General features: G+C 66.7%; 25 protein-coding genes, 1 tRNA gene and 1 pseudogene. 13 read left to right on the top strand and 14 right to left on the bottom strand.

Annotation, left to right across the window (positions count from 1 at the left end; genetic code table 11):
- The first annotated feature begins 15 nt into the window (after positions 1-15).
- The 12 genes from ISN38_RS20560 to ISN38_RS02680 all read left to right on the top strand — a co-directional run bounded on the left by ISN38_RS20560 (position 16) and on the right by ISN38_RS02680 (position 7222).
- Positions 16-150 (top strand): hypothetical protein, encoded by a 135-nt coding sequence (locus ISN38_RS20560; RefSeq protein WP_269844756.1) that lies wholly within the window; start codon positions 16-18, stop codon positions 148-150.
- Positions 151-164: 14 nt separating this feature from the next.
- Entirely contained in the window at positions 165-1121 is a 957-nt protein-coding gene (locus tag ISN38_RS02630) for a DUF4123 domain-containing protein (RefSeq protein ID WP_004426188.1), read from the top strand.
- Entirely contained in the window at positions 1118-1657 is a 540-nt protein-coding gene (locus ISN38_RS02635; RefSeq protein WP_108085044.1) for a DUF3304 domain-containing protein, read from the top strand. Before ISN38_RS02630 ends, ISN38_RS02635 begins: the two co-directional genes overlap by 4 nt.
- Positions 1654-1809 (top strand): hypothetical protein, encoded by a 156-nt coding sequence (locus ISN38_RS20090; RefSeq protein WP_004426185.1) that lies wholly within the window; start codon positions 1654-1656, stop codon positions 1807-1809. The genes ISN38_RS02635 and ISN38_RS20090 overlap by 4 nt, the downstream gene beginning before the upstream one ends.
- Before the next feature lie 71 nt (positions 1810-1880).
- A complete protein-coding gene (locus ISN38_RS02645; protein WP_108085045.1) occupies positions 1881-2450 on the top strand; it encodes a DUF3304 domain-containing protein in 570 nt (189 codons plus the stop codon).
- Complete coding sequence (locus tag ISN38_RS02650; RefSeq protein ID WP_176717211.1) at positions 2447-2599, top strand: hypothetical protein; 153 nt, start codon at positions 2447-2449, stop codon at positions 2597-2599. Before ISN38_RS02645 ends, ISN38_RS02650 begins: the two co-directional genes overlap by 4 nt.
- 53 nt (positions 2600-2652) lie before the next feature.
- Positions 2653-3237 carry a DUF3304 domain-containing protein gene (locus ISN38_RS02655; protein ID WP_206712048.1) on the top strand — a complete coding sequence of 195 codons (585 nt, stop codon included), beginning with the start codon at positions 2653-2655 and terminating at the stop codon, positions 3235-3237.
- Positions 3234-3386, top strand: a complete 153-nt coding sequence (locus ISN38_RS02660) for a hypothetical protein (protein WP_155616952.1) — start codon at positions 3234-3236, stop codon at positions 3384-3386. The genes ISN38_RS02655 and ISN38_RS02660 overlap by 4 nt, the downstream gene beginning before the upstream one ends.
- Before the next feature lie 53 nt (positions 3387-3439).
- A complete protein-coding gene (locus ISN38_RS02665; RefSeq protein WP_206712049.1) occupies positions 3440-4027 on the top strand; it encodes a DUF3304 domain-containing protein in 588 nt (195 codons plus the stop codon).
- Positions 4024-4179, top strand: coding sequence for a hypothetical protein (locus ISN38_RS02670; RefSeq protein WP_004426180.1), 156 nt, complete (start codon positions 4024-4026; stop codon positions 4177-4179). Before ISN38_RS02665 ends, ISN38_RS02670 begins: the two co-directional genes overlap by 4 nt.
- Before the next feature lie 71 nt (positions 4180-4250).
- Entirely contained in the window at positions 4251-4817 is a 567-nt protein-coding gene (locus tag ISN38_RS02675; protein WP_206712050.1) for a DUF3304 domain-containing protein, read from the top strand.
- Positions 4814-7222, top strand: a complete 2409-nt coding sequence (locus ISN38_RS02680; RefSeq protein WP_206712051.1) for a T6SS phospholipase effector Tle1-like catalytic domain-containing protein — start codon at positions 4814-4816, stop codon at positions 7220-7222. The genes ISN38_RS02675 and ISN38_RS02680 overlap by 4 nt, the downstream gene beginning before the upstream one ends.
- A gap of 141 nt (positions 7223-7363) precedes the next feature.
- On the opposite strand, the gene pgi is transcribed toward ISN38_RS02680, so the two are convergent.
- The 6 genes from pgi to pcnB form a co-directional block, all read right to left on the bottom strand.
- Positions 7364-8878: a glucose-6-phosphate isomerase gene (gene pgi, locus ISN38_RS02685; protein ID WP_058362526.1), complete on the bottom strand. Its 1515-nt coding sequence runs from the start codon at positions 8876-8878 to the stop codon at positions 7364-7366.
- A complete protein-coding gene (gene panD, locus ISN38_RS02690; protein WP_003470181.1) occupies positions 8875-9255 on the bottom strand; it encodes an aspartate 1-decarboxylase in 381 nt (126 codons plus the stop codon). The genes pgi and panD overlap by 4 nt, the downstream gene beginning before the upstream one ends.
- Positions 9256-9836: 581 nt before the next feature.
- A complete protein-coding gene (gene panC, locus ISN38_RS02695; protein ID WP_058364728.1) occupies positions 9837-10676 on the bottom strand; it encodes a pantoate--beta-alanine ligase in 840 nt (279 codons plus the stop codon).
- Positions 10673-11491: a 3-methyl-2-oxobutanoate hydroxymethyltransferase gene (gene panB / locus ISN38_RS02700; RefSeq protein WP_206712052.1), complete on the bottom strand. Its 819-nt coding sequence runs from the start codon at positions 11489-11491 to the stop codon at positions 10673-10675. Before panB ends, panC begins: the two co-directional genes overlap by 4 nt.
- A 31-nt stretch (positions 11492-11522) precedes the next feature.
- A complete protein-coding gene (gene folK, locus ISN38_RS02705) occupies positions 11523-12035 on the bottom strand; it encodes a 2-amino-4-hydroxy-6-hydroxymethyldihydropteridine diphosphokinase (RefSeq protein WP_003470176.1) in 513 nt (170 codons plus the stop codon).
- Positions 12032-13375, bottom strand: coding sequence for a polynucleotide adenylyltransferase PcnB (gene pcnB / locus ISN38_RS02710; protein WP_003470175.1), 1344 nt, complete (start codon positions 13373-13375; stop codon positions 12032-12034). The genes folK and pcnB overlap by 4 nt, the downstream gene beginning before the upstream one ends.
- Before the next feature lie 103 nt (positions 13376-13478).
- Between pcnB and ISN38_RS02715 the strand changes: the two genes are divergently transcribed.
- Positions 13479-13553 (top strand) — tRNA-Glu (locus ISN38_RS02715).
- A gap of 81 nt (positions 13554-13634) precedes the next feature.
- Here ISN38_RS02715 and ISN38_RS02720 read toward each other — a convergent pair.
- The 8 genes and pseudogenes from ISN38_RS02720 to ISN38_RS02755 form a co-directional block, all read right to left on the bottom strand.
- The gene (locus ISN38_RS02720; protein ID WP_003470173.1) at positions 13635-14195 is read right to left on the bottom strand and encodes a gamma carbonic anhydrase family protein; all 561 of its coding nucleotides are present in this window, start codon (positions 14193-14195) and stop codon (positions 13635-13637) included.
- Positions 14192-15139 carry a GTP cyclohydrolase FolE2 gene (gene folE2, locus ISN38_RS02725; protein WP_171815531.1) on the bottom strand — a complete coding sequence of 316 codons (948 nt, stop codon included), beginning with the start codon at positions 15137-15139 and terminating at the stop codon, positions 14192-14194. Before folE2 ends, ISN38_RS02720 begins: the two co-directional genes overlap by 4 nt.
- A 49-nt stretch (positions 15140-15188) precedes the next feature.
- Positions 15189-16355 carry an N-acetylmuramoyl-L-alanine amidase gene (locus ISN38_RS02730; protein WP_003470169.1) on the bottom strand — a complete coding sequence of 389 codons (1167 nt, stop codon included), beginning with the start codon at positions 16353-16355 and terminating at the stop codon, positions 15189-15191.
- A gap of 369 nt (positions 16356-16724) precedes the next feature.
- On the bottom strand, positions 16725-18152 hold the full coding sequence (locus ISN38_RS02735) for a sugar porter family MFS transporter (RefSeq protein ID WP_003470167.1): 1428 nt from the start codon (positions 18150-18152) through the stop codon (positions 16725-16727).
- A gap of 91 nt (positions 18153-18243) precedes the next feature.
- Positions 18244-19584: a xylose isomerase gene (xylA, locus tag ISN38_RS02740; RefSeq protein ID WP_003470165.1), complete on the bottom strand. Its 1341-nt coding sequence runs from the start codon at positions 19582-19584 to the stop codon at positions 18244-18246.
- A 39-nt stretch (positions 19585-19623) separates the two neighbouring features.
- On the bottom strand, positions 19624-21117 hold the full coding sequence (gene xylB / locus ISN38_RS02745) for a xylulokinase (protein WP_058358598.1): 1494 nt from the start codon (positions 21115-21117) through the stop codon (positions 19624-19626).
- Positions 21114-22635 (bottom strand): annotated as a pseudogene (locus tag ISN38_RS02750) (glycosyl hydrolase family 95 catalytic domain-containing protein); the annotation flags it as partial. The pseudogene ISN38_RS02750 and the gene xylB, both read right to left, overlap by 4 nt.
- An 821-nt stretch (positions 22636-23456) precedes the next feature.
- Positions 23457-26303 (bottom strand): TonB-dependent receptor, encoded by a 2847-nt coding sequence (locus tag ISN38_RS02755; protein WP_155617048.1) that lies wholly within the window; start codon positions 26301-26303, stop codon positions 23457-23459.
- Positions 26304-26620 lie beyond the last annotated feature (317 nt).

Genomic DNA, 26620 nt, shown 5'->3' on the forward strand with positions numbered 1-26620 from the left:
CCCGGCACCATCACCGTGCAGGCCAGCAAGAAGTCGTTCGTGGGGCCGGTGCAGCGCAGCGCGCCGCTGCCACTGTTCCCGCAGTCGGTCTGCGTGGAATGCATGCTCAAGGCGGCACGTGCCGGCGCGCCGTTCGCCGTTCTCCAATAAGCGCGGCGGCCACCATGAGCAGTTCCATCGACTTCGCCTACGACCGTCCCGATGCCGCGCAACAGCAGGCGCTCGCCGCGGCGATCTGCGCAAGCCATCCATCCTGGGCCGTACTGGATCTGGCGCTGCTCGATGCCACCACGCTGCATCGCCGCATGCAACGCAACCGATGGACGCACTACAACGCCTATGCCGCCTCCAGCTTGGCGGCCTTTGCCGAGCATGCCGTGTGGCTGGTGGCGCTGGACACCGAGCCGGCGGCGCACGCGAAGCAGATAGCAACCCTGCTGAACTGGACGGCCGGCACTCCCGCGCTGAGCTTCCTTTACGGCGTGGCGGAACCGGCACAGCTGCAGGCGCTGGCCGGCTATCTGGCCAAGATCGCCGTGGAAGAGCGCAAGCAGCCGCTGCATTGCCGCTTTGCCGACACCCGCGTGCTGCCCGGCTTGCTGCGCCAGCTGGATGCCGCGCAGCGCAGCCGCGTCCAGCAGGCGATCGAGGACTGGGGCTGGATCGACCGCCATGCCGCCTACGCACGTTGGCAGCCCGCTCCCGGCGGTGTGGCCGCCGATAGCGCCGCGCACCTGCGGCTGAGCGCCGCACAGTTCCGCGCCTTGCGCGCGGCGTCGGACGCCGATGCGATCTTCGTCCTGTTGCTCGAACAGACGCCCAGCCTGGTTCCCGCCGAACGGCGCGGCCAGTTCCACGCCCGGCTGTGCGCCATCCTGGAGACCGCGGACAGTTACCGCGTCCACGATCCGCACAGCCGCCTGCAATTCGTGGTGCTCAGCATGACCTGCGGCGAAGGGTTTCACCGTCTGCATGCCCTTGCCGACACCTGGGCGGGGGTGCAGGCCGGCGAGCACACGCTGGCCGAGCACATGCCGCTGTGGGACAGCAAGGTGTGGGAGCAGCTCGACGCCGACCCGGCGCGGCACGATGGCAGCCCGTTCGGCGAGCAGACCGCATGAGCGCGCACAACAGCCTTCGCAGCGCCTTCGGTTGTGCCGCGCTGGTCGCGCTATTGGTGGCCTGCAAGGCCGAGCCCTCCACAACGGCCGAAGCGAGCATCAGTCCGTACAACCATACCGAGGACTATATTCACCAGCTCTATATCGATGGACAGTGGGGTGGAAACTCGCGCCCGTACGGCGGCGGCGGGAGCTTCGTCTGCTGCGTCACTTATCCACGCCAATGGCACCCTGGCCTGACCGCCAAGGTTCGTTGGACAACATCGAGTGGCATTCCCGGCGGTGACGATCCAACCGAAACCTGGCATGAGAAGGTCGTCCCTATCGAACGCTATGAGAAACCCGGGACGACGCTCAATGTCCACTTTCTGCCGGAAGGGAAGGTGCGGCTATTGATCTGGAACGGCTCGGCCGGATCGAAAGGCTACAAAGGCCCCGATGCACCGGTCAAACCCGAAGGTTGGCCGCCGCTACCGCCGCCACCGACATTGCCGGACGCAAAATCCGAACACACCGATGCGGAGCAGCAGCCATGAGCGACTTCAAACCTGGGTGGTACGCGGTCAAGCGCCTGCAGGATGGCGCGGTGGACAGCTGGTATTTCGAGACGCGGGAGCGGGTGACGCTGACCGCGCGCATGCTGGCAAACGCCGATCATGCCATGCATTCCCGGCCCGTGTCATTGTGACGCGCTCTGGTTCCCCGACTCCTGCACGCAACACGCTGCCGCTGCTTCGCTACAGCAATTACGAGGACACGATGCGACACCATGATGATGACCAAACCCGTAGTAGAAGCAGGTGTGCCGTTGCCCGCCTGCTGATCGCGCTATCGCTGCTCTCGCTATTGGCTGCCTGCAAAGCCGAGCCTTCCACAACGGCCGAAGCGAGCATCAGTCCGTACAACCATACCGAGGACTATATTCACCAGCTCTATATCGACGGCCAATGGGGTGGGAACTCGCGCCCGTACGGCGGCGGGGGGAGCTTCGTCTGCTGCGTCACTTATCCACGCCAATGGCACCCTGGCCTGACCGCCAAAGTTCGTTGGACAACAGCCAGTGGTATTCCCGGCGGGGACGATCCAACCGAAACCTGGCATGAGAAGGTCGTCCCCATCGAACGCTATGAGAAACCCGGGACACGGCTCAACGTCCATTTTCTGCCGGAAGGGAAGGTGCGGCTGCTGATCTGGAACGGCGCGGCCGGATCGAAAGGCTACAAAGGCCCCGATGCACCAGTCAAACCCGATAACTGGCCGCCGCTACCGCCGCCACCGATATTGCCGGAGGCAAAATCCGAACACACCGATGCGGAGCATCAGCCATGAGCGACTTCAAACCTGGGTGGTATGCGGTCAAGCGCCTGCACGATGGCGCGGTGGACAGCTGGTATTTCGAGACGCGGGAGCGGGTGACGCTGACCGCGCGTCTGTGGTCCAACCGCCACCAGATCCTGTACTTCCGTCCCACATATTAGCGGCGCACTCTGGTGCACTGAATTCCTGCAACCAACACACCACTGCTTCGCCAATGCAATACGAGGACATGATGCAACACCACGATAAATACCAAGCTCATAGCAGAAGCTGGCGTACCATTGCCCGCTTGCTGGCCGTGCTGATGCTGCTGTCGCTATTGGTCAGCTGCAAGGCCGAGCCATCCACAACCGCCGAAGCGAGCATCAGTCCGTACAACCATACCGAGGACTATATTCACCAGCTCTATATCGACGGCCAATGGGGTGGGAACTCAAGTCCGTATGGTGGAGGGGGAAGCTTCGTCTGCTGCGTCACTTATCCGCGGCAGTGGCGCCCGGGGCTCACCGCCAAGGTTCGTTGGACGACATCCAGTGGCATTCCCGGCATTCGCAGCGAACCGGTCTGGCATGAGAAGGTCGTCCCCATCGAACGCTATGAGAAACCCGGGACGACGCTCAATGTCCACTTTCTGCCGGAAGGGAAGGTGCGGCTATTGATCTGGAACGGCTCGGCCGGATCGAAAGGCTACAAAGGCCCCGATGCACCGGTCAAACCCGAAGGTTGGCCGCCGCTACCGCCGCCACCGACATTGCCGGACGCAAAATCCGAACACACCGATGCGGAGCACCAGCCATGAGCGACTTCAAACCTGGGTGGTACGCGGTCAAGCGCCTGCAGGATGGCGCGGTGGATAGCTGGTATTTCGAGACGCGGGAGCGGGTGACGCTGACCGCGCGTCTGTGGTCCAACGGCCACCAGATCCTGTACTTCCGTCCCACATATTAGCGGCGCACTCTGGTGCACTGAATTCCTGCAACCAACACACCACTGCTTCGCCAATGCAATACGAGGACATGATGCAACACCACGATAAATACCAAGCTCATAGCAGAAGCTGGCGTACCATTGCCCGCTTGCTGGCCGTGCTGATGCTGCTGTCGCTATTGGTCAGCTGCAAGGCCGAGCCATCCACAACCGCCGAAGCGAGCATCAGTCCGTACAACCATACCGAGGACTATATTCACCAGCTCTATATCGATGGACAGTGGGGCGGGAACTCATATCCATTCGAGGGAGGGGGAAGCTTCGTCTGCTGTGTCACTTATCCACGCCAGTGGCACCCAGGACTGACCGCCAAGGTTCGTTGGACGACATCGAGCGGCATTCCTGGCGGAGATGATGGAACACCAACATGGCACGAGAAGGTCGTCCCCATCGAACGCTATGAGAAACCCGGGACGCGGCTCAATGTTCATTTCCTGCCGGAAGGGAAGGTGCGGCTGCTGATCTGGAACGGCGCGGCCGGATCGAAAGGCTACAAAGGCCCCGATGCACCAGTCAAACCCGATAACTGGCCGCCACTACCGCCGCCACCGATATTGCCGGACGCAAAATCCGAACACACCGATGCGGAGCAACAGCCATGAGCGACTTCAAACCTGGGTGGTATGCGGTCAAGCGTCTGCAGGATGGTGCGGTGGATAACTGGTATTTCGAGACGCGGCAGCGGGTGATCATGACTGCGCGCGTGCTGGCAAACGCCGATCATGCCATGCATTCCCGGCCCGTGTCATTGTGACGCGCTCTGGTTCCACGACTCCTGCACGCAACACGCTGCCGCTGCTTCGCCACAGCAATTACGAGGACACGATGCGACACCATAATGATGACCAAACCCGTAGTAGAAGCAGGTGTGCCGTTGCCCGCCTGCTGGTCGCGCTGATGCTGCTGTCGCTATTGGTCAGCTGCAAGGCCGAGCCCTCCACAACCGCCGAAGCGAGCATCAGTGCCTACAATCATACGGAAGACTACATCCATCAGTTTTATATCGATGGCCAATGGGGCGGGAACTCCCGCCCTTACGGTGGTGGTGGGAAGTTCACTTGCTGCATCACCTATCCGCGTCAATGGCGCCCGGGGCTCACCGCCAAGGTTCGTTGGACGACATCGAGTGGCATTCCCGGCATTCGCAGCGAACCGGTCTGGCACGAGAAGGTCGTCCCCATCGAACGCTATGAGAAACCCGGGACGCGGCTCAATGTCCACTTTCTGCCGGAAGGGAAGGTGCGGCTACTGATCTGGAACGGCGCGGCCGGATCGAAAGGCTACAAAGGCCCCGATGCACCAGTCAAACCCGATAACTGGCCGCCGCTACCGCCGCCACCGACATTGCCGGACGCAAAATCCGAACACACCGATGCGGAGCAGCAGCCATGAGCGACTTCAAACCTGGATGGTATGCGGTCAAGCGTCTGCAGGATGGTGCGGTGGATAGCTGGTATTTCGAAACGCGGCAGCGGGTGACGCTGACCGCGCGCGTATTGCCCAATGGCGACCAGATCCTGCTTTTCCGTCCCACGCCGCAACAGCCCTATCTGTCCAAGACCTGGTCGTCCGCCTACGAATGGTTGCCCACTGCCAAGCCCGGCGACCATTGGGACAACGACAAGTACGGTGCGGCGGCCGACGGCAAGACCGAGTTGCCGGGCAAGTTCTCGCGCAGCCAGCGCAAGCCCAGCGCGCGCGAACTGAGCCAGCGCGCCAGCAAGGCCTGCTTCTCGTCGGTGGACGGCCTGAGCTGTACGCGCGAGATCCATGTGGCGATCTTCTTCGATGGCACCAACAACAATATGGAGCGCGATCGCCCATTGCAGGGGCACTCCAATATCGTCAGTCTCTACGACGCGCACAAGGAAGACAGGGTCGAGTATTTCCGTTATTACGTTCCTGGCGTCGGGACCAAGTTCAAGGAAATCGGCGAGCTCGCCGAGGACGCCACCGGCAAGAGCATGGCCCGTGGCGGCGAGGATCGCATCCATTGGGCTTTGACGCGGCTCTATAACGCAGTCAATACCTCGGTCAACGGCTTCGACTTGCTGGACGAATCAGAAACCAAGGACCTGGTCACCGGGGTGTTCTCCGGCCTGCACACCTGGTACCGGCTCGGCGATGGCAAGATGGAATCGATCTTCCGCAACCTGGACCGGCGCCTGCTCAAGCAGGTGGCCGACAAGCGGCCGACGATTACCCGCCTGCATCTGTCGGTGTTCGGCTTCTCGCGCGGTGCGGCCGAGGCGCGCACCTTCTGCAACTGGCTGGCGCTGGCGACCCGCGGCAAGGTGGGGCCGGCGGAGGTCAATCTGCGCTTCCTCGGCATCTACGACACGGTGGCCTCGGTGCTGCTGGCGGATTCGTCGCCGGTCGGCAGCGGCCTGTTCGACTGGGCCAACAAGACCATGCGCATCCCCGAGGTCGAGGGCGCCGTCCACTACGTGGCCGGGCATGAAATCCGGCGCTCGTTCCCGCTGTCCACCGCGCGTGCTGGCGGCAGCTGGCCGGCGCACGCCAAGGAATACGTCTATCCCGGTGCGCACTCGGATATCGGCGGCGGCTACTCGCCGGGTGACCAGGGCAAGGCACGCGGCGGGCGATCGAGCCTGATGTCGCAGATACCGCTCAACGACATGTACTTCGATGCCAGCAATCGCGGTGTCAAGCTTCGTCCATTGGAGCTGTTGCAGAAAGAAATCCGCAACGACTTCAAAATCGATCCCTCCCTCGAAACCGCCTTCTCCGCCTATCTCGACTGGACGCCCGCCAACGAAAAGGGCGAGAACCTGTCCGGCACCAAGCGCGGGGTGATGGAGAACCGCATGGAGCAGCAGATGCAGCGCTACTGGCGCTGGCGCGCGTCCAAGCGGGACACCGCGCAGTTCCGTGCGATGGCGAGCTACCAGCACGCCACGGCGCAGGACCGCACCGATCTGGAAGAAGGCAATCTGGACTGGCAGGCCGATATCGCGCATGCGCGCACGGCGAGCCAGCCATCGAGTTACACCTTCTACTCGGAAGGCATGTCGCATACGGTGCAGGTGCCGCCCGACCCCAGCAGGACGCAGCGCGATCTGCTGGCGGCGGTTGACGACACCACACCGATTCCGGGCGAGGTGGATCGCTTCTTCGACGACTTCGTGCACGACTCGCATGCCGGTTTCTGGCTGCTCGGCCCGGTCTCGCAGGCGGACAAGAACGCCTTCGCCAACGAGATACGCAAGAAGAACGCACAGCATGCCGCGCCGCTCAAGGCGGCCGATGCCGCCGCCGAACACGGCATGTTCGAAGGTGCGGTGCAGGCGCGCCAGCAGGCCGAACGCTACGCGCTCAACCACTTCGAGCAGCGCGTGCTGGCGCAGAACCCCAAAGCCAGCGACGACGGCAATCCCGCCACCATTCCGCTGATGACCGACAAGGAAGCGGCGGACCTGCGCGCCAGTGCCGGTTTCGATGGATGGATCGTCCGCAATGTGCTGGGCACCGCGACCCGGCGCGAGGCCAATGGCCCCGGACACTACCGCCGCGTGTTCGACCGCGACCACGAAAGGCTCCAGCTCGTGGACGAAGCCGTGTACCAGGGCGGACGCCTCGGCGACGCGGCCAAGGACGGCCTCGACGATGCGGTCGAATCCGCACGGCAGGCGGCCGCCGCCGCCAAGGAGCGCGCGCAGCGCGCGGCCGGCCAGGCGGTGGACAACGCCATCGACGCGGCGGGCAGAGCGGCCCGCGAAGCGCTGGAAAGCGGCTTGAAGAAGATCGTCAATCCCAGCGGGCCGAGCTTGTACTAGCCACCCGACGCGCTGCGCCGGTGGCCGCAATCGGCCACGGCACGGGACCCGCGATCTGCGTGGATGCCGCAGCGTTGCCGCGGGTGCCGAAGACTCCCCCGCCGGACGCATCCGGCCGCAGGCGGATCGAGCGACTGCGACTCAGCCGCGCAAGCGCGCCAGTACCGCGCGCGTCACCGGGTCGGCGACCTCGGTGGTTTCGCCCTGCAGCGCCGGCAGCAGCTGGCTGGCCAGTTGCTTGCCCAGTTCCACGCCGAACTGGTCGAAGGCGTTGATGCCCCAGATCACCGACTGCACGTAGACGCTGTGCTCGTACATCGCGATCAGCGCGCCCAGCGCCTGCGGGGTCAGCGCGTCGAGCAGGATCAGCGTGCTCGGGCGGCCGCCGGGGTAGTCGCGGTGCGGGTCGTCGCTGCCCTGCCCGTTCGCCAGCGCCTCGGTCTGGGCCAGCAGGTTGGCCAGCAGCGCCTGGTGGTTGACCGTGTACGGATCGTCGTTGCGGATGCAGCCGATGAAATCGGCCGGCACGATGCTGGTGCCCTGGTGCAGCGCCTGGAAGAAGCTGTGCTGCACGTCGGTGCCGGCGCCGCCCCACCACACCGGCACGGTATCGGCCCGCACCGGGCTGCCGTCCAGGCGCACGCGCTTGCCCAGGCTCTCCATCACCAGTTGCTGCAGGTAGGCCGGCAGCAGCGCCAGGCGCTGGTCGTAGGTCATCACCGCCTGCGTGGCGTAGCCGAGCACGTTGCGGTTCCACAGCGTGGTCAGCGCATGCAGCACCGCCACGTTGCGCGCCAGCGGCGCGGTCAGCGCGTGTGCGTCGAACTGCGCGGCGCCGGCCAGCAACTGCTCGAAGCCGTCGGCACCGATCGCCAGCGCGATCGGGAAGCCCACCGCCGACCACAGCGAGTAGCGGCCGCCGACCCAGTCCCACATCGGCAGCACGCGGCTGGCGGCGATGTCGAAGGCCTTGGCGGCGCGCTCGGGATTGGCGCTGACCGCGTAAAGGCGCTCGCTGCCGCCGAGCCAGTCGCGCAGGATCTGGCCGTTGAGCAGGGTTTCCTGGGTGCCGAAGGTCTTGGAGATCAGCACGCCGGCGGTGCGCGCCGGATCCAGCGTGGCCAGCGTGCGCTGCATCGCCGCGCCATCGACGTTGGAGACGAAATGCACGCGGAAACGCGCGCCGTCGGCCGGACGCAGCGCGTCGGCGACCAGCCGCGGGCCGAGGTCGGAACCGCCGATGCCGACGCTGACGATGTCGGTGACCTCGGTCTGCGCCAGCGCCTGGATCAGCGCGCGCATGCGCTGCTGCACCTCGCGCGCGCTGGCGTTGGCGTCGGCCGCCACCGGCGCGCCGCTGAGCTCGCCGCGCAGCGCGGTATGCAGTGCGGCGCGGCCTTCGGTGACGTTGACCGTCTCGCCGCGGAACAGGCGCTGGAACGCGCCGGCCACGTTGTGCTCGGCGGCCAGCGCGAGCAGCGCGTCGAGCGCGGCACGGTCGTATGTCTGCCGCGCGAAGTTGAAGTACAACGGCCCGACCTGCAGCGCCAGGTCGTCGACCCGGCCGGGCTCGGCGGCCAGCAGTTCGGGAAGGCGCGCCCCGCGCAAGCGCTGGGCGTGGGCGTGCAGTGCGTCGAAACCGTTGGACTGTGTCATGCGGCCTGCTTCGGGATGCTGTGGTTGGTATGGGTGATCTTGTTGGCGCCGTCCACGTAGACCAGGGTCGGCTGGAAGCGCGCAGCTTCCTCTTCGCTCATGCCGGCGAAGGCGGCGATGATGATCAGGTCGCCGACCTGCACGTGGCGCGCGGCGCCGCCGTTGAGCGAGACGATGCCGCTGCCTTCGTCGGCGCGGATCGCGTAGGTGCTGAAGCGTGCGCCGTTGGTGACGTCCCAGATGTGCACCTGCTCGAACTCGCGGATGCCGGTGGCGTCCAGCAGCAGCCCGTCGATGGCGATCGACCCTTCGTAGTTGAGCTCCGAATGGGTGACGGTGGCGCGGTGGATCTTGGTCTTCAACAGGCTCAGCTGCATGCTTGCGGTACTGCGGTGAGGAAAGGTGCGCAGTTTAGCAGCCGAGGGGTTAAGCGGCAGTGGCAGCAAGGGCTGGCGGTGCGTATGCGACGTTGTCCGGCGTTCGTCTTGGCATGCAGGCCACAGGACATGGCGTGACCGCTTGATGCGGCACTGTGCGCTGCGAGCGACGCCAACCGCGGCCGGCAGAGCGGCGAATCCCGCGGTTGCCGATAGCATCGCGAAGCGCCAGTCCTGACGGCTTCGGACAGCGTCGGGGCTGAAGCCCCTCCCACAGTGCACCAGCCGGCTCGCCGCAAATCCCTGTAGGAGCGGCTTCAGCCGCGACGAACGAAGCGGCAGGCTCGACGGCTACGGACACAGTCGGGGCTGAAGCCCCTCCTACAGTGCACCCAGCCGGCTAGCCGCAAGTCCTGTAGGAGCGGCTTCAGCCGCGACGAACGAAGCGGTGAGCTCGACAGCCCCCCTGTGGGAGCGACTTCAGTCGCGACGCGCGAAGCCAACCGGCGATCCAGCACCCTCGACCGCATTCGGCACATTGCCGGCGCCGACGCCGCGACAGCCGCAATGCGCTGCTGCGCTCAGAACTCCAGATTGTCGATCAGGCGGGTACGGCCCAGCCGCGCGGCGATCAGCGCCACCCGCGGGCCTTCCTGGTCCTGCGGCTCGCTCAGGTCGGGCAGGCGCAGCACGGTGTAATCGACCTCAAAGCCGGCGGCCTGCAGCTGCGCGCTGGCCGCCGCCTCGATCTCGGCACGCGGACGCCCGGCGACATGCCCGTCGCGCATCGCCAGCAGGGTCTGGCGGATCTGCGCCGCGCGCGGCCGCTCCTCGGCCGACAGATACTGGTTGCGCGAACTCATCGCCAGACCGTCGGCCTCGCGTACGATGCCGCCGCCCAGGATCTTGATCGGGAACGCCAGGTCGGCCACCATCTGCCGGATCACCGCCAGCTGCTGGTAGTCCTTCTTGCCGAACGCGGCCAGGTCCGGCTGCACCTGGTTGAACAGACGCGCGACCACGGTGCACACGCCGTCGAAATGCCCCGGACGGCAGGCCCCTTCCAGCACTTCGCTGATCCCCGGCGTGTGCATGCGCAGCGCCAGTTCCACGCCCAGCGGGTACATGCTCTCCACCGTCGGCAGCCACAGCACGTCGCAGCCGGCGCCTTCCAGGCCGCTGGTGTCGGCCTCGGGGGTGCGCGGGTAGCGGGTGAAGTCCTCATTCGGCCCGAACTGGGTCGGGTTGACGAACACGCTGGACACCACCCGGTCGGCATATTGCCGGGCCAGCATCACCAGCGAGAAATGCCCGGCGTGCAGGTTGCCCATGGTCGGCACGAAGGCCACGCGCAGGCCCTGCCGCTTCCAGCCGGAAACGGTGGAGCGCAGCCGCGCCAGGTCGGTGAGGGTGTCGATCATTTGGCGTAGGCGTGTTCGGCGTCGGGGAAGGTGCCGGCACGCACCGCGTCGGCGTAGGCGCGCACCGCGCCGGCGATGGAGCCGCCTTCGGCCAGGAAATCCTTGACGAAGCGCGGCCGCCGGTGGCCGCTGTCCAGGCCCAGGACGTCGTGCAGCACCAGCACCTGGCCGTCGCAGTCGGGACCGGCGCCGATGCCGATGGTGGGAATCCCGATCTCGGCGGTGATGCGCGCGGCCAGCGGCGACGGCACGCATTCCAGCACCAGCAGCGCGGCGCCGGCCGCAGCCGCCGCCTTGGCGTCGGCAAGCAGTTTGGCCGCGGCGGCTTGCTCGCGGCCCTGGATCTTGTAGCCGCCGAAAGTCAGCACCGACTGCGGGGTCAGGCCCAGGTGCGAACACACCGGGATGTCGCGCTCGCTGAGGAAGCGGATCACCTCCAGCTTGTGCCCGGCGCCCTCCAGCTTGACCATCTCCGCGCCGGCCTGCAGCAGCCGGGTCGCCGCGTCCAGCGCGCGCTCGGGGGTGGCGTCGGACTGAAACGGCAGGTCGGCCACCAGCAGCGCGCGCTGCAGCACCCGTGCCACCGCCGCGGTGTGGTAGACGATGTCGTCCACGGTCACCGGCAGGGTCGAGTCGTGGCCCTGCACCACCATGCCCAACGAATCGCCGATCAGGATCAGGTCCACCCCGTTGGCGTCGAACACGCGCGCGAAGCCGGCGTCGTAGGCGGTCAGCATCACCAGCTTCTGCTGGCGGCGCTTGGCCTCGGCCAGGGCGGGAACGGTCCAGGGCTTGCTGTCGGCGTGGCTGCTCATAAGCTCATGCGGTGCGGTGATAAGCCGAACATTATCTACCGATTGCCACGATCCCGTCGGTTTCGATGCGGCCGCTGACGTCACGCACCGTTCCATGGCCGGGAATGGTCGCCTCGGCGGCGATCTCGGCCAGCGGCAGCAAGGCGAAAGCGCGCTGGTGCAGGTGCGGGTGCGGCACCTGCAGCGCGGGCAGGTCGATCACCGCCTCGGCGTACAGCAGCAGGTCCAGATCCAGGGTGCGCGGGCCCCAACGTTCGCCGGGGGTGCGCTGGCGGCCGTGGCGGGCTTCCAGCGCCAGCAGCGCCTGCAGCAGTTCCGGCGCCGGCAAGCCAGTGCTCAGCAGCGCGGCGGCATTGATGAAATCCGGCTGCGCCTGGTTGCCCCAGGCCGGGCTGCGGTACAGCTGCGAGGCGCGCAGCAGGCGTGTGTGCGGCAGCGTGTCCAGGGCGGCGATGGCCGCGCGCAGGGTGGCGACCGCATCGCCGAGGTTGCCACCCAGGCCGATGCAGGCCTGCACCGGCGCGTGACCGAGCGCGGCGCTCACTCGGCCGGTGCGCCGGCATCCGGACGGCGGCGCCGGCGCCGACGGCGCTTGGGGGTTTCCTCGCTGTCGGCCGGGGCCATCGCCACCTCGTCGCCGACGTAGTCGATCTCCGGGTCGAAGCCGCGCGGCGGCGGCGCGTAGCCGGGCTGCTGCTGCAGTTCGCGCCAATAGGCGATGTCGGCCTCGTGCTCGGCCGAGGCCGACTGGCGCAGGATCAGGAAATCGAACGCGGCGCGGAAGCGCGGATGCGACAGCGTGCGCACCACCCGCTTCTTCTGCCGCGAGGTGAAGCGCGACTGCAGCAGCCAGATCTCCTGCATCGGCAGCGAGAAACGCCGCGGCAACGCGACCGTGCTCAGCTGGTGCAGGGTCACCCGGTCGGCGGCGCGACGCTGCGCTTCTTCCAGCTGCATGCCCTGCTTCTGCAGCGCCATCAGCGCGCGGCAGTAGGCCGGCCACAGCAGCAGCGCGAACAGGAACGCCGGCGATACCGGCTCGTCGTTAGCCACCCGCGCATCGGTGTTGCGCAGGCCTTCGATCAGCATTCGCCGCAGCGCGCCGCTGCGGTTGGAATGCAGCGCCGCCGCGCTCTCCGGGAACAGCGCGGCGAGCAGGCCGTAACGCTCCAGGCCCTCGAAGCTGGCCACGCCGTCGCCGGACAGGAACAGCTTCAGCACTTCCTCGAACAGCCGCGCCGGCGCCGCTTCGGCCAACAGCCCGGCCAAGCGCGGGAGCGGCTCGGCGGTATTCGGCTCGATCTCGAAATTCAGCTTGGCGGCCAGGCGCACCGCGCGCAGCATGCGCACCGGGTCTTCGCGATAGCGCTGCTCGGGGTCGCCGATCATGCGCATCAGCCGCGCCTGCACGTCGGCGAAGCCGCCGGTGTAGTCGCGCACCGAGAAATCCTCGATCGCGTAGTACAGCGCGTTGCAGGTGAAGTCGCGGCGCACCGCGTCGTCCTCGATGCTGCCGTAGACGTTGTCGCGGACCAGGCGGCCGTTGTCGAGCTCGCGGTCGCCGCTGCCGTCGTCGACGTTGGCGCGGAACGTGGCCACTTCGATGATCTCGCGGCCGTAGACCACGTGCGCCAGGCGGAAGCGGCGGCCGATCAGGCGGCAGTTGCGGAACAGCTGCTTGACCTGCTCGGGAGTGGCGTCGGTGGCGACGTCGAAGTCCTTGGGCTGCAGCTCGACCAGCAGGTCGCGGACCGCGCCGCCGACCAGATACGCGCCGAAGCCGGCTTCGCGTAGCCGGTACAACACGCGCAACGCATTGGGACTGATGTCCTTGCGCGAGACGTTGTGCTGATCGCGCGGGATCAGCTGCAGGGTGAACGGCACAGGAACTGGCGGATTGATGATGGCGCTTCCGTATCGAGTTGCGGGATTGCCGCAGGGCGGCTAGCCCCATATACTAGCGCCCTGCAATCGATGCGACCAACCTGCTCCCTTCGTCTAATGGTTAGGACGTGGCCCTCTCAAGGCTAAAACAGGGGTTCGAGCCCCCTAGGGAGCACCATCGCCACTTCGCCTGCAGTGAAAACCACAAAAGCCCCGCCTGTGCGGGGCTTTTGCGTTGGCGGCCGGCGCCGCAGCCTGCTCACCACTGGTTGCGCAGGCGCCGGTAGCCTTCGACCAGGCGGTTGTTGGTCGCGGCCACCTCTTCGGAGAATTCGGTGGCCGCCACGCTGACCCGCGCGATCTTGGACAGGTCGGTGCGCGGCCCGATGCGCTCGGTCGAGGGCACGTAGAACCCCGGCGGCAGATCGCAACCGTCGACCACGGCGTTGTGCCGGACCACGCAGCCGTCGCCGACCTCGCAGTTGAACAGCACGCTGTTGAAGCCGATGAACACGCGCTCGCCGACCGTGCACGGCCCATGCACGATGGCGCGGTGCGCGATCGAGGTGCGCGCGCCGATCAGCACCGCCGCGCCGGCTTTGGAATGGATCACCACCCCGTCCTGGATGTTGGCGTAGGCGCCGATGTGGATCGGCTCGATGCCGCCATCGGCGTCGGTCTCGTCGGCGCGGATCACGGCATACGGGCCGATGAACACGTGCGCGGCGACGACGACCCGTCCGCACAGGATGGCGGTGGGATCGACGAATGCGCTCTCGTCGACCACCGGCAGGTCGCCGCGCGGATTGCGGCGGATCATCGGGCGCCCTCGCCCGCCGCGAACGGGTCCGGAGCGCCGGATCCGCCTTCGGGAGCACCGGCCTCGGCCACTGCGTCGTGCGGGTGCAGGCTCTCAAGGTGCCGCACCTGCACCCGCACGTCCTGGTAGCGCGCGCCCAGCGCCTGCTGCAGGCGCCGCGCCGCATCTTCCACGTACATCAGGTTGGCGCCATTGAGGCGGGCGAAGGCCTGTTCGTCGGCGCGCCGCACCGCGGCCTGCACCGGCGTGGCCAGGGCCTGCTCGGCCAGGTCGATCAACGCGCTCAGGTCGAAGCGCAGCGCGCGCGGCGACACCGCCACCTGCAGCGTGGCGATGCTGCGCTGGCTGTGCGCGGTGGCATGGCTGCCATGCTGCAGCAGCCACGCAGCCACGGCCTCGCGCTGCAGCGAGGGCTGCGCGGCATGCTGCTGCAGGAACGCCGCGCTGAGCAATTGCCGCGCCAGCGCCGCCGAGCACGGACAGGTCGAGGAATAGAGCACGTCCACAGCGACCTCCACGCGCACACTGGCGCCGCGCAGCACCGCGTCGATCCGCAGCGGATACGCCTTCCAGCCTGCCAGCCCCTCGCTGCGCAACGCCGGGCTGCGCCGCAGCAGCGACAGGCGCAGCGATATCCGCGCCGCGCTGGAGGCGCAATCGGCATGGCTGTGCACCATCGCGCGCAGCAGCTGCGCCAAGAGCGACGGCGACAGCGGCTGCTGCGCGTAGTCGTCCAGCAGCCGGTACAGCCGCGACATGTGGATGCCCTTGACCTGCACCGCCGGCAGATCGACGTGCAGCGCCGCCTGCGCCGGCAGGGGGTCACTGGCGGCCGCATCGCACAGGCGGATCGGCAAGGCGATGCCGTCCATGCCGACCCATTGCAGCGGCGCGGCGATCGTGGACGGTTCGCTGCTCGCCACGTCGGGCAGCGGCGATTGCATGGGCAGGTGCATTGGATGGGCAAGCATCAGTGGCGGGGAACGCAGCGGCTCAGGCATGCACCGGAAACGCCTGGAAGTAATCGTCGATGCCAAGTTGCAGCGACTGCGCCAGTTCTTCCTGGTGGCGGTCGCTGACCAGACGGCGGCAATCGTCGGCGTTGCTCATGAAGCCGGTCTCGACCAGCAACGACGGAATGTCCGGCGATTTGAGCACCGCGAAGCCGGCCTGGCCGACCTCGCCCTGGTGCAGCCGGGTGATCTGCTGCAGGCGTCCGAGCATGCTCTTGCCGAACTGCAGGCTGGTGGCGATGGTGCCGCTCATCGACAGATCCACCAGCACCTTGGACAGCACCGGGTCCTTCTGCCGCAGGTAGCGCTCGGCGACGTTGCCGTACTGGTCGGCGCTGTTCTCGCTGTCGGCGATCCAGCGCGCCAGCGCCGAGCTGGCGCCGTTCTCCGACAGCGCGTACACCGAGGCGCCCTGCGCGCTGCGGTTCGGCGCGGCATCGGCATGGATCGACACGAACAAATCGGCCTTGCGCTGGTGCGCGATCACCACCCGCTCGTGCAGCGGCACGAAGCGGTCGTCGCTGCGGATCAGCGTCGGCCGGTAGCGCGGGTCGGCCTGCAGCGCCTGGTGCAGCCGCCCGGCCACGCCCATCGCCACGTGCTTCTCGTAAAGGGCGTCGGCGCTCACCGCGCCCGGGTCCTTGCCACCATGGCCGGCGTCGATGGCGACCACGCGCGGCCGCGACGGCGTCGCGATCGACGTGCGCGGCGGCACGACGAGTGCGGCAACGGGCGCGGCAACTGCGGCGTCGACCGGTCCGAGGTCGAGCAACAACCGTGGCGACACCCCCGCATCGGCGTCCCAGTGCGCGCTGGCGGTGACCGGCCGGCGCAGGTCCAGCACGATGCGCAGGCCATCGGCCTGCGCCCCGCTGCGGATCGCGGCGACCACCGCATCGGGCGCCGGCAGCAGGATCGGCGGCGCCGGCGCGGCGATCCCCGGCAGATCGATCACCAGCCGCTCCGGATCGGACAGCGCGAACACCCGGTAGTCCACCGTCGCATCGAGCTGCAGCCGCAACCGCAGGCGCCCGTCATCGGTTTCCAGGCTACCGCCGGTCAGGCGCGGCGCCGACCCGGCGCGCGCCCAGGCCGGCGCCAGCAGCAGTGCCGTGCCGGCCATCCCCAGCCATTCGCGCCGGTTCATGCGTGGTCTCGCCATGACGCGCAGCGGAAATCGCGGACGCAGCCGGAACCGAACCGAAAGACGCAACCGGACACTGCAACGCTCCAAGCCAATAATGTTACTAAGTAACATATCGCGGACGCAGTGCGACCGCCATCCCATGGCGACCGGCAGTCAGCTGGCAGATGGGTGGGAACTTGACAGCACAGGACAGCAGGCGACGTGTGCGCTGCTGCCGGTCAGCGTGGTCGATCTTTCGGACGCGGCCATGGAAGGGACGATGGCGCCACCATGTAACGGCAGGCGATGCCGGACTGCCGGCGATCGCGCCGGACACGGTACAACGTCCGCCGGCGCGACCGCATGGGCCGCGCCGGCAACAGCGAGCGCTTAGCCCTGCATCTGCTCCAGCTCGCGGCCCTTGGTCTCGTACACGTACTTGAGCACGAAGAACACCGAGACGAACGCGGCCACGGTGTAGATGCCGTACGCACCGGCCAGGCCGATGCTGCCGAGCAGGATCGGGAACGACACGGTGATGGCGAAGTTCGAAGTCCACTGCGCCGCGCCCGCCACCGCCAGGCCGGAGCCGCGGATCTGGTTGGGGAACATCTCGCCCAGCATCACCCACATCACCGGACCCCAGGACATGTTGAAGAAGATCACGTAGACGTTGGCCGCGACCAGCGCCAGCCGGCCCATGCCCGGCGACATCGCCAGCTTGCCCGCCGCGTCCAGCGAGGCGCTGGCGAAGGCCAGGGTGACCAGCGCCAGCGACACCGCCATGCCGGCCGAACCGATCCACAGCAGCGGTTTGCGCCCGATCCTGTCGATCAGCAGCACCGTGATCAGGCAGGCGCCGATGCTCAGCGCGCCGGACAGCACGTTGATCAGCAGCGAATCGCTTTCGGAGAAGCCCACCGCCTGCCACAACACTGCGCCGTAGTAGAACACCACGTTGATGCCGACCAGTTGCTGGAACGTGGCCAGGCCGATGCCGATCCACACGATCGGACGCACCTTGCCGGTGACCTTGCTGACCAGGTCCGACAGCTTCGGCTTGTGCTGGTCGGCGGCCAGCGAGGCGGAGATCTCGGTCAGCTTGGCGTTCGCCTCGCGCAGGCCGTAGAGCCGGGTCAGCACCGCGAGCGCATCCTCGCGGCGGCCCTTGACCACCAGATAGCGTGGGCTTTCCGGGATCGCCAGCAACAGCAGCAGGAACAGCAAGGACGGGAACGCCTGCATCCAGAACATCCAGCGCCACGCGGCCTGGCCCAGCCACAGCGGCTCGGTCGAGGCGCTGGCCAGCTTGACCAGCACGTAGTTGCTCAGGAACGCGGTGAACAGGCCGCTGATGATCGCGATCTGCTGCACCGTGGCCAGGCGCCCGCGGTAGCGCGCGGGCGCGACCTCGGCGATGTAGGCCGGCGACATCACGCTGGCCGCGCCGACCGCGAAGCCGCCCATGACCCGGGCGAAAACGAAGAACATCGAACTGTGCGAGGCGCCGGCGCCGAGCGCCGACAGCAGGAACAGCACCGCGGAGATGATCAGCACCGCACGGCGACCGAGGCGGTCGGCCAGCCAGCCAGCGAAGAACGCGCCGAACGCGCAGCCCAGCAGCATCGAGGCGACCTCGAAGCCGGTGCCGGCGGCGCTGGAATGGAAGGTCTGCTTGAGGCCGTCGACGGTGCCGTTGATCACGCCGCTGTCGAAGCCGAACAGGAAGCCGCCGATGGTGGCGACGCAACTGATGAGGATGATAAGACGTGTGTTTTCGCCTGCGCCATGGGCGCGGTCTAGGGATACGCTGGACATTGAGTCACCTGGTGTCGTGCAGAAAGGAAAGCAGCCATCGGGGGATGGACAGCACGGCCGGCGCCAAGGGTGGCGCCGGCCGTCGCGCGCATCAGCGGATCAGATACTGGTTGATCAGGTTCTCGTAGGCTTCCTGACGGCCGCTCACCTGCGCCGGCGCGCCGGCCTTGGCCGCGTGCGCCGCCAGGTCCGCCAGCGTGCTGCGGCCGGCCGCGAACGCCGCGCCGGCGCCGCTGTCGAAGCTGCTGTAACGCTCGGCGCGCCATTGCTCCAGCGGCGAGGACGTCAGCAGCGCATGGGCCACTTCCAGCCCGCGCGCGAACGCGTCCATGCCGCCGATGTGCGCCAGGAACAGGTCCTGCGGATCGGACGACTCGCGCCGCACCTTGGCATCGAAGTTCAGCCCGCCCGGCGCCAGCCCGCCCTGCCGCAGCACCACCAGCATCGCCCCGACCGTGTCGTACAGGTCGGTCGGGAACTGGTCGGTGTCCCAGCCGTTCTGCGGGTTGCCGCGGTTGGCGTCGATGCTGCCGAGCAGGCCCGCATCGGACGCCACCTGCAGGTCGTGCTCGAAGCTGTGACCCGACAGCGTGGCGTGGTTGGCCTCGATGTTGAGCTTGAAGTCCTGGTCCAGCCCATGCTGGCGCAGGAAGCCGATCACCGTGGCGCTGTCGAAGTCGTACTGGTGCTTCATCGGCTCCATCGGCTTGGGCTCGATCAGGAAATTGCCGGTGAAGCCGATGCTGCGCCCGTAGTCGCGGGCGATCGTGAGGAAGCGCGCCATGTTGTCCTGCTCGCGCTTCATCTGCGTGTTGTGCAGGCTGGCATAGCCTTCGCGGCCGCCCCAGAACACGTAGTTCTCGCCGCCCAGCTCGACGGTGGCATCCAGCGCGGCCTTGACCTGCACCGCCGCGCGCGCGACCACGTTGAAGTCCGGATTGGTCGAAGCGCCGTTCATGTAACGCGGATGCGAAAACAGGTTGGCGGTGCCCCACAGCAGCTTGATGCCGGTGTCGGCCTGGCGCTGCTTGGCGATGCCGACCATATGCCGGAGGTTCTTCTCGTACTGGCCCACATCGTCCGCGTCCGGCGCCAGATCGATATCGTGGAAGCAGTAGTACGGCACGCCGAGCTTGGTGAAGAATTCGAACGCCGCATCGGCCTTGGCCTCGGCGCGGCCCAGCGCATCGCTGCCGGCGTCCCACGGATAGGCGCGCGTACCCGGACCGAACGGATCGGCACCGTTGCCGCAGAAGCTGTGCCAGTAGGCGACGGCGAAGCGCAGGTGCTCGGCCATGGTCTTGTCGCCGATGCACTTGTGCGCGTCGTAGACCTTGAATGCCAGCGGATTGTCCGAGGCCTTGCCTTCGAACGCGATGCGGCCGATGCCCGGGAAGTATTCCTTGGCGCCGATGTAGAAGGAGTTGCTCATGAAGACGTCCTGGTGTGCGTTTGCGGGGGAAAAAGTGGGTCAGCCGGCGTAGAGCGGGCCAATGGCGTGCAAGTGTTTCAGGAAGGTCTGGTAGTGCGCCTGGTACTGCGCACCGCGTTGCGGATCCGGCTGCGCGGACAGCGCGGCCTCGTCCTGCTGGTGCTGCAGCACCACCTCGGCCAGGCTGGCCTGGTCGCCCTGCGCATGGCCGTCGGCCCACAGCGCCTGCAGCGCGGCGCCGAACGCGGCGCCCTCGGCCTGCGCCGGCACGTGCACCGGCAAGCCGAACAGGTCGGCGATCAGCTGCCGCCAGCCGGCGCTCTTGCTGCCGCCGCCGGTGACGTAGACCGAGTCGAACGCCAGCCCGGCATCGACGAAGGCATCGAAGCCGTTGCGCAGGCTATAGCTGGCGCCTTCCATCGCCGCGCGGTAGAAATGCGCCGGAGTGGTGTTGTGCAGGTCCATGCCGGTCATGCAGCCACGCGCGGCCGGCAGGTTCGGGGTGCGCTCGCCGTTGAAGAACGGCAACAGCAGCAGCCCGCCAGCGCCGGGTGCGGTGGCGTCGAGCAAGGCCTCGCCCTGCCCGGTCTTGATCCCGAACAGGCGCGAGATGGTCTCGGTGGCCACGGTACAGTTCATCGTGCAGATCAGCGGCAGCCAGCCGCCGCTGGACGAGCAGAACGCGGCCCAACGCGCGGCAGCGTCGACCACCGGCCGATCGGCATACGCGAACAGCGTGCCGGACGTGCCCAGGCTCATCGTCAGCCGTCCCGGCACCACGTTGCCGGTGCCGATCGCGGCCATCATGTTGTCGCCACCGCCGGTAGCCACGCGCACCTCGCGCGGCAACCCCAGGGTCTGCGCCGCCGCGGCGGACAGGGCAAAGGTGGTCTCGGTCGGTACCAGCGGCGGCAGCGCCGCGGCCAGGTCGCGCTGCGGATCGATCGCCTGCAACAGCGGCGCCGACCACTGCCGGCTGCGCACGTCCAGCCAGCCGCTGCCGGAGGCGTCGCCGAACTCGGTGTAGCGCTCGCCGGTGAGCCAGAAATTGACATAGTCGTGCGGCAGCAGCACCGAGGTCATCGCCGCGTAGGCGTCGCTGCGGTGCTTGCGCGTCCACGGCAGCTTGGAGGCGGTGTAGCCGGCCAGGACCGGGTTGCCGGCCAGTTCCACGCAGCGCCGTTCCCCTCCGGCCGCCTGCATGATCTCCTCGCACTCCAGCTGGGTGCTGGTGTCGCACCATAGCTTGACCGGCGCGGTGACCCGCCCTTGCGCATCCACCGGCACGAAGCCGTGCTGCTGCCCGGACACCGAAATCGCCCGCACCTGCGCGCGCTGCTCGGAGCTCAGCGCGGCGAAGCAGGCGACGATGCCGTCGATCCACCACTGCGCCTGCTGCTCGCGGGTGCCGTCGTCGCGGCTGATCAGGTCCAGCGCATGGCCGTGCGTGGCGACCACGCGGCGGCTATCCGCATCGTAGGCGAGCAGCTTGACGCTCTGCGTGCCCACGTCCAGGCCGATGTACAGACTCACTCCCACACCAGCCGATCGTCGTGCAAACCCAGTTCCATCGTCGCTCCAGAAGAAAGGTCGGCGGTCAGGGTCTGCCCGCCGTAAGCCAAAGTGTAGTGCCCGCCGCGCTCGCTGCTAAGTCGCGCGTACTGCAGGCGGCCGTCGCGCCAGGCCAGATCGACGCCGGCCGCGCCGCGCACGCGCAGACCGCGCACCTGCCCCTGCGGCCAGGCCTGCCGCAGCGCCGGCAACAGCCGGATGCTGCCGCCCCAACTCTGCAGCAGCATTTCGGTGATGCCTGCGGTGCCGCCGAAGTTGCCGTCGATCTGGAACGGCGGATGCGCGTCGAACAGATTCGGGTAGGTGCGCTCCGGCGACAGCAGCAGTGCCAGGATACGGTGCGCGTGCTCGCCGTCGTGCAACCGCGCCCACAGATTCAGGCGCCAGCCAAGACCCCAGCCGGTAGCGCTATCACCGCGGCGCTGCAGCGAGCGCGGCGCTGCGGCGGCCAACGCCGGGGTATCGCGCGGGTTGATCTGGCGGGACGGGTGCAGCGCATACAGATGCGAGACGTGGCGATGGTGGAGTTCCGGGGCCTGCATGCCCCAGTCCTGCTGCCACTCCTGCAACTGCCCGGCGCGGCCGATACGGTCCAGCGGCAGCGGCGTGCGCAGCGTCGCCAGGCGCTCGCCGAAGGCCGCGTCCACACCCAGCAAGGCGCCCATTTTGATGCACTGCGCAAAAAGATCGCGCAACAATTGCGCGTCCATCGCCGGTCCGGCGCACAGTGCGGCGCCGAACGGATGCCGGTTCTCCGGCGACAGCGACGGGTTGGTCAGCATCGCCCCGCTCTGCGGATCGCGCACCAGGGTGGCGGCGAAGAACTCGCCCGCGCCCTTGAACAGCGGGTAGATGCGCTGCAGGCAGGCGCGATCGCGGCCATAGTCCCAGCGGCCCCACAGCTGTTGCAGCAGCCACACGCCGCCCATTGGCCACAGGCTCCACTTCACCCCGTCGACCGGCCCGGCCTGGCGCCACAGGTCGGTATTGTTGTGCACCACCCAGCCCGGCGCGACGTACATCGTCTGTGCGGTGTGCGCGCCGGTTTCGGCGAGATCGAACAGCATCGCCTCCAGCGGTTCCACGCATTCGTGCAAGGCATTGGCCTCGCTGGGCCAGTAGTTTCATTTGCGTCCGCGCTCGATGCGGGTGGTCCCGCCGGAGGCGCGCGGCAGCACGCGCAAGGCGAAGCGCAGTCGGCCCTCGATACCGACGAAACCGGCATTGCGCCCGGTCAACAGCAGCGCGCCCTGCTCATGCGTGACCTCGCCCGCCTGTGGACTGTCGATGCCGATGCGCAGCGCGATGCGGGTGGGGTGATCCCAGGACAGGCGCACCACACTGCAGGCGTTCGTGGGCGATGCCGCCCCACACCATCGTGCCGAGCCGGCCATTGCCGACCGGCAGCGCCTCCCCCCACTGCGTGGCCGGGCGCGGGTACCACAGGGTCAGCGCGGCCGGATCTACAGCCGGATCCGGATCCGGCGCACCGGTACCGCATCCGGGCGCCAAGACCCACCGACATCATTGCACGCGCACCGCAACCTCTGCGCCGAAGGGAGCGACAGCTCGATGACGAGGCCGCCACCGATGGCGACCCGGCACCACTGGCAGGTCAGCCACTCGCCCGCCCCGCTCGCCACCACGCACAGCAAGAGCGGCAACAAGCAGAAAAACACGGACGGCGCGCAGCGTGCGACGTAAGCGGCGATGCGCCTGAGATGGCGTGCGCGCCTGCATCCGCAGCACACCGCGCCGGCAATGGCAAGGCAATACGCGGCAGGCTACGGCCGGATGCGCGCAAACGCACCACTGCCGGTTCCGCCAGCACGGAACGTAGCGGGACTGCAACGCCATGAATCCCCCCGCACAGGAAACATGTATTGCTGTTGCGGCGTCAATCTCCATCCGGTCAGGCCAACGTCGATCATGTCCGCAAGCGGGTCCTGCATGGGGCCTTGAGCCACCACACCTTGGTCACGCTGCGACGGGTGGTGGTGACGCGCACCGCGCTCCCGCGGGTCGCTGCTACGCCAGACGCTGCGGCGTCGTGTTGCTGCGCATGAGATGGAATGGAAGCGACCGGAGATCACAGACAGCGACGCGAAGACGCCCCACACCGACACTTGCTCCAGGCCTGAAGTACGCTTCCCACATGCGGAAAGCCAGACTGTCGCTGAGCAGGAGTGGGAAACGTCCGTGCCGTCAATCGGCGAGCGCACATTGAACGGGCGGTCGACGCGTACGGAAACGCGCCCATGCAATCGCCGCATGCGGGCCGGTAACGAGCGCTGCGGACGTTACCAGTTGGCGCGCAACACCAGGGAATAGCGGCGGTCGTTGACGAACCAACTGCGGGTATACAGGTGGTGGTCGACCTCGCCATCGCTATAGGAGGTCGGCCCCATCAATACCTTAGTCATCGAGTTGGTGATGTTATTGGCCTGCACGCCCAGTTGCACGTGCGGCGTGAAACGGTAGAAAAACGATCCGTCCAATTGCCCGAAATCGTCCGCCCAAGCGGGCAGCCTGGTGATCACGTCGCTGGCGGTCAACAGGTAGCGCGATCGCCAGTTGTAGGCCAGGCGAACCGATAGCGGCCCCTTCTCGTAGATCCCGGCCAGGTTGTAGCTACGCCGTGACAATCCATCCAAGGGCAGGCGCACGCCACCGGCGGTGGTGCCGGCGTTGGGATCCGTCGCGCGATGGATCCCGCCGCTGCTGTCGACGAAGGTGAAGTTGGCGTTGACACCGAAGCCGCTCATCCAGCCCGGCAGCGAATCGAAGAACTGGGTGTAGCCGTATTCGAAGCCGCGGATGCGCCCCTTGTCCATGTTATAGGGGCGGGTCACCAGCCACGGCCGCCCATCGTAGACCTCGCTGACGGTCTGGTTGGAGAAGTAATCCTTCACGTCTTTGTAGAACACGGTGGCATACATCATGTCGCTATTGTCGAAGTACCATTCCAGCGCGGTGTCGTACTGGTTGGCCTGCATCGGCTTCAAGTTCGGATTGCCCGAGGTGCCGGTCCATCGCGTCACCACGCCGTCCTGGACCGTCGCAGCGAGCAGCAGATACGCCTGCAGTTGGTCGTAGCCCGGTCGCGCCATCGCCTTCGAGGCAGCGATGCGCCACTGCAGCGCATCGGAGAACTTGAAGCGCATATTGAAACTCGGGAGCACGTTGGTGTAGCTGCCCTGCGCGCTGTTGGCAAAGTACTGGCCGGTGTACTGCTTCCGTAGCGCTTCCGATCCCGTGCTCCCGGAGAGATCGGGAAACTGGCCGTAACCATTGGCTTCGGTCTTGGTCTGCACCACGCGCACGCCGATGTTGCCGTCCACAGGCAGCCCCAGCTGATCCTCGTTGCCGAAGTACAGCGCCGCATACGCAGCCTGAGTGCGCTCGAGCTGGTGGTTGACATCCTTCAAGCGGTAGTTAACCGGCGACCAGCCGGTGCCACGCAGTGCGACGATCTGCTCGATCAGCTTCGTGGTACCGGCATAATCCTTCACCGCAGCGTCGCTGGGGAAATACAACTGTCCGGGTACATTCGCCTTGCCCCGGAACAGGTTCGACAAGGTGTACCACGACGAGGACTCGGTCATGTAATCGGCAAGATCGGCCAGCCCGTTGGCGGCACCGGGGACGGGAGCCGACCTGTCGGAAATCACGCCCCAGTTGTAGCGTGTGTTCTTGTTGGTCTGGTTGTGATCTGTAGCGCGAATGCCGGCGCGAAAACTGCGCAACCAACGGCTGTCGTATGTGTATTCAAGATCGAAGCGCGTGGCCAGTTCACGACCATGGTTTTGCCCAAGATGATCCATCGCCGCTCTCCAGAAATAGTTTGACGGGTCAGCGATGTAGCTGGTATCGGCTATCGTGGCCGCCGGGTACCTGCCGCTCAGATCGACCGTCAGGCCCGGCAGGTAGATCGTGTTGAACAGGGAAAAATCCAACGTGTCGTTGTGGGACTGCACCAACTGCATATCGCCGCGCATACTCAACCTGTCGGTCAGGCGATGGGTGAAGCCCCCAGCCAGATCAGCGGTCGTGGTGGTTTTTTGGGCGTAGCGATTCTGGGTATTGAAGCGCACAATGTCATTGTCGGCACTCTGACCGAGCCACAAGCTCGATCCTGGCTGCCCCCTCAAAAAGCGGCCTTCATCATTATAGGAAAACACTGTTCCCGGCACGGGGCTGATCGCATTGCTCTGATCGTTGAAGACTGCAGCGTGATCCCCCCAGTTCATGTCATAGGCAAACCGCATGTACTGCAGGTAGAGTTCCGTGTCTTCGCTGGGCCGCCACTGGAACGCCCCGGCCAGGCCTTTACGCTTGCGCTCAGACAGCATTTGCCGCCAATCGAGCCCGCCCGGCACATACACTTTGTAAAACTGCGTCCCTGCCAGCAACGCCGGATCGGTACGGCGCACGAACGGCTCCACCTGGATGCCATCGCTGCGCGTGACCATCGACGAGTACGACGCATCCAGCATCAAGCCCATTTCGCCGAGGCCGGTAGCCCAGCGATCACTGAACAGGAACGAGCCGGACGGCTTGGGTGTCTTGCCGAGATCGCCCTCATTGGCGTCTGCGTTGAACGCGATGGTGCGGCCGGGCTGATCGAACGGCATGCGCGTACGCAGGTTGACCGTGCCGCCGAGGCCACCCTCGATGATCTCGGCCGATGGGTTCTTGTACACGTCCACGCCAGCCATCAGTTCGGCCGGCACGTCCTCGAAGCTGAGTCCGCGGCCGCTGGCGGCGCTGAAGCTGTCGCGGCCGTTGAGCTCGCCGCGCACCTGGGTCATGCCGCGGATCATCACGCCGCTGCCTTCGGCGGAGAAATGGTCGGGGTCGTTGCGCGCGATGAAATGATCAATGGTCACACCGCTGACCCGTTGCAGGGTCTCGGTGACGCTGCGGTCGGGCAGCGCGCCGATGTCCTCGGCGCTGACGGAATCGACCACCTGCTCGGCATCGTGCTTGATCGACTGCGACTTGATCAGGCTGGCACGCACGCCGCGCACCTCCACCATGTCCAGATCCACCGGAATGCTGGCATTGCTTGAGGGCGCTGTCTGCGACGACGGCGCCTGCTGTGCATGTACCGGCGCAGCGAGCAATAGACCGATGCTCAAGGTCATGACAGAACCACTTAACGGAGTAAGGCCGCTGGGGTACAGACGGCTTTCTGCCAGTGTGGCTTTTGAAAATGGATGCATTTTGATGAATACCAGAAAGCAAACGGAGTGAACATGGCCGTCGCGCACAACACGCGCATGGCCAAGCGAAAGATCTGCGATGACGCCTGCCGCTCTCGATCTGGAATATGCTTCAGTGCACTTAAATGACAAGGACCCACGAGAACGCACCTGATCGCTGAAGCATAAGACGACATTGCTCAGCTCGGCATGCGCCATCGAACGTTTCGATCATTATCCGAATAACGTATCCCGCCCCT

The sequence above is a fragment of the Xanthomonas translucens pv. undulosa genome (assembly GCF_017301775.1).
Lineage (GTDB): Bacteria > Pseudomonadota > Gammaproteobacteria > Xanthomonadales > Xanthomonadaceae > Xanthomonas_A > Xanthomonas_A translucens.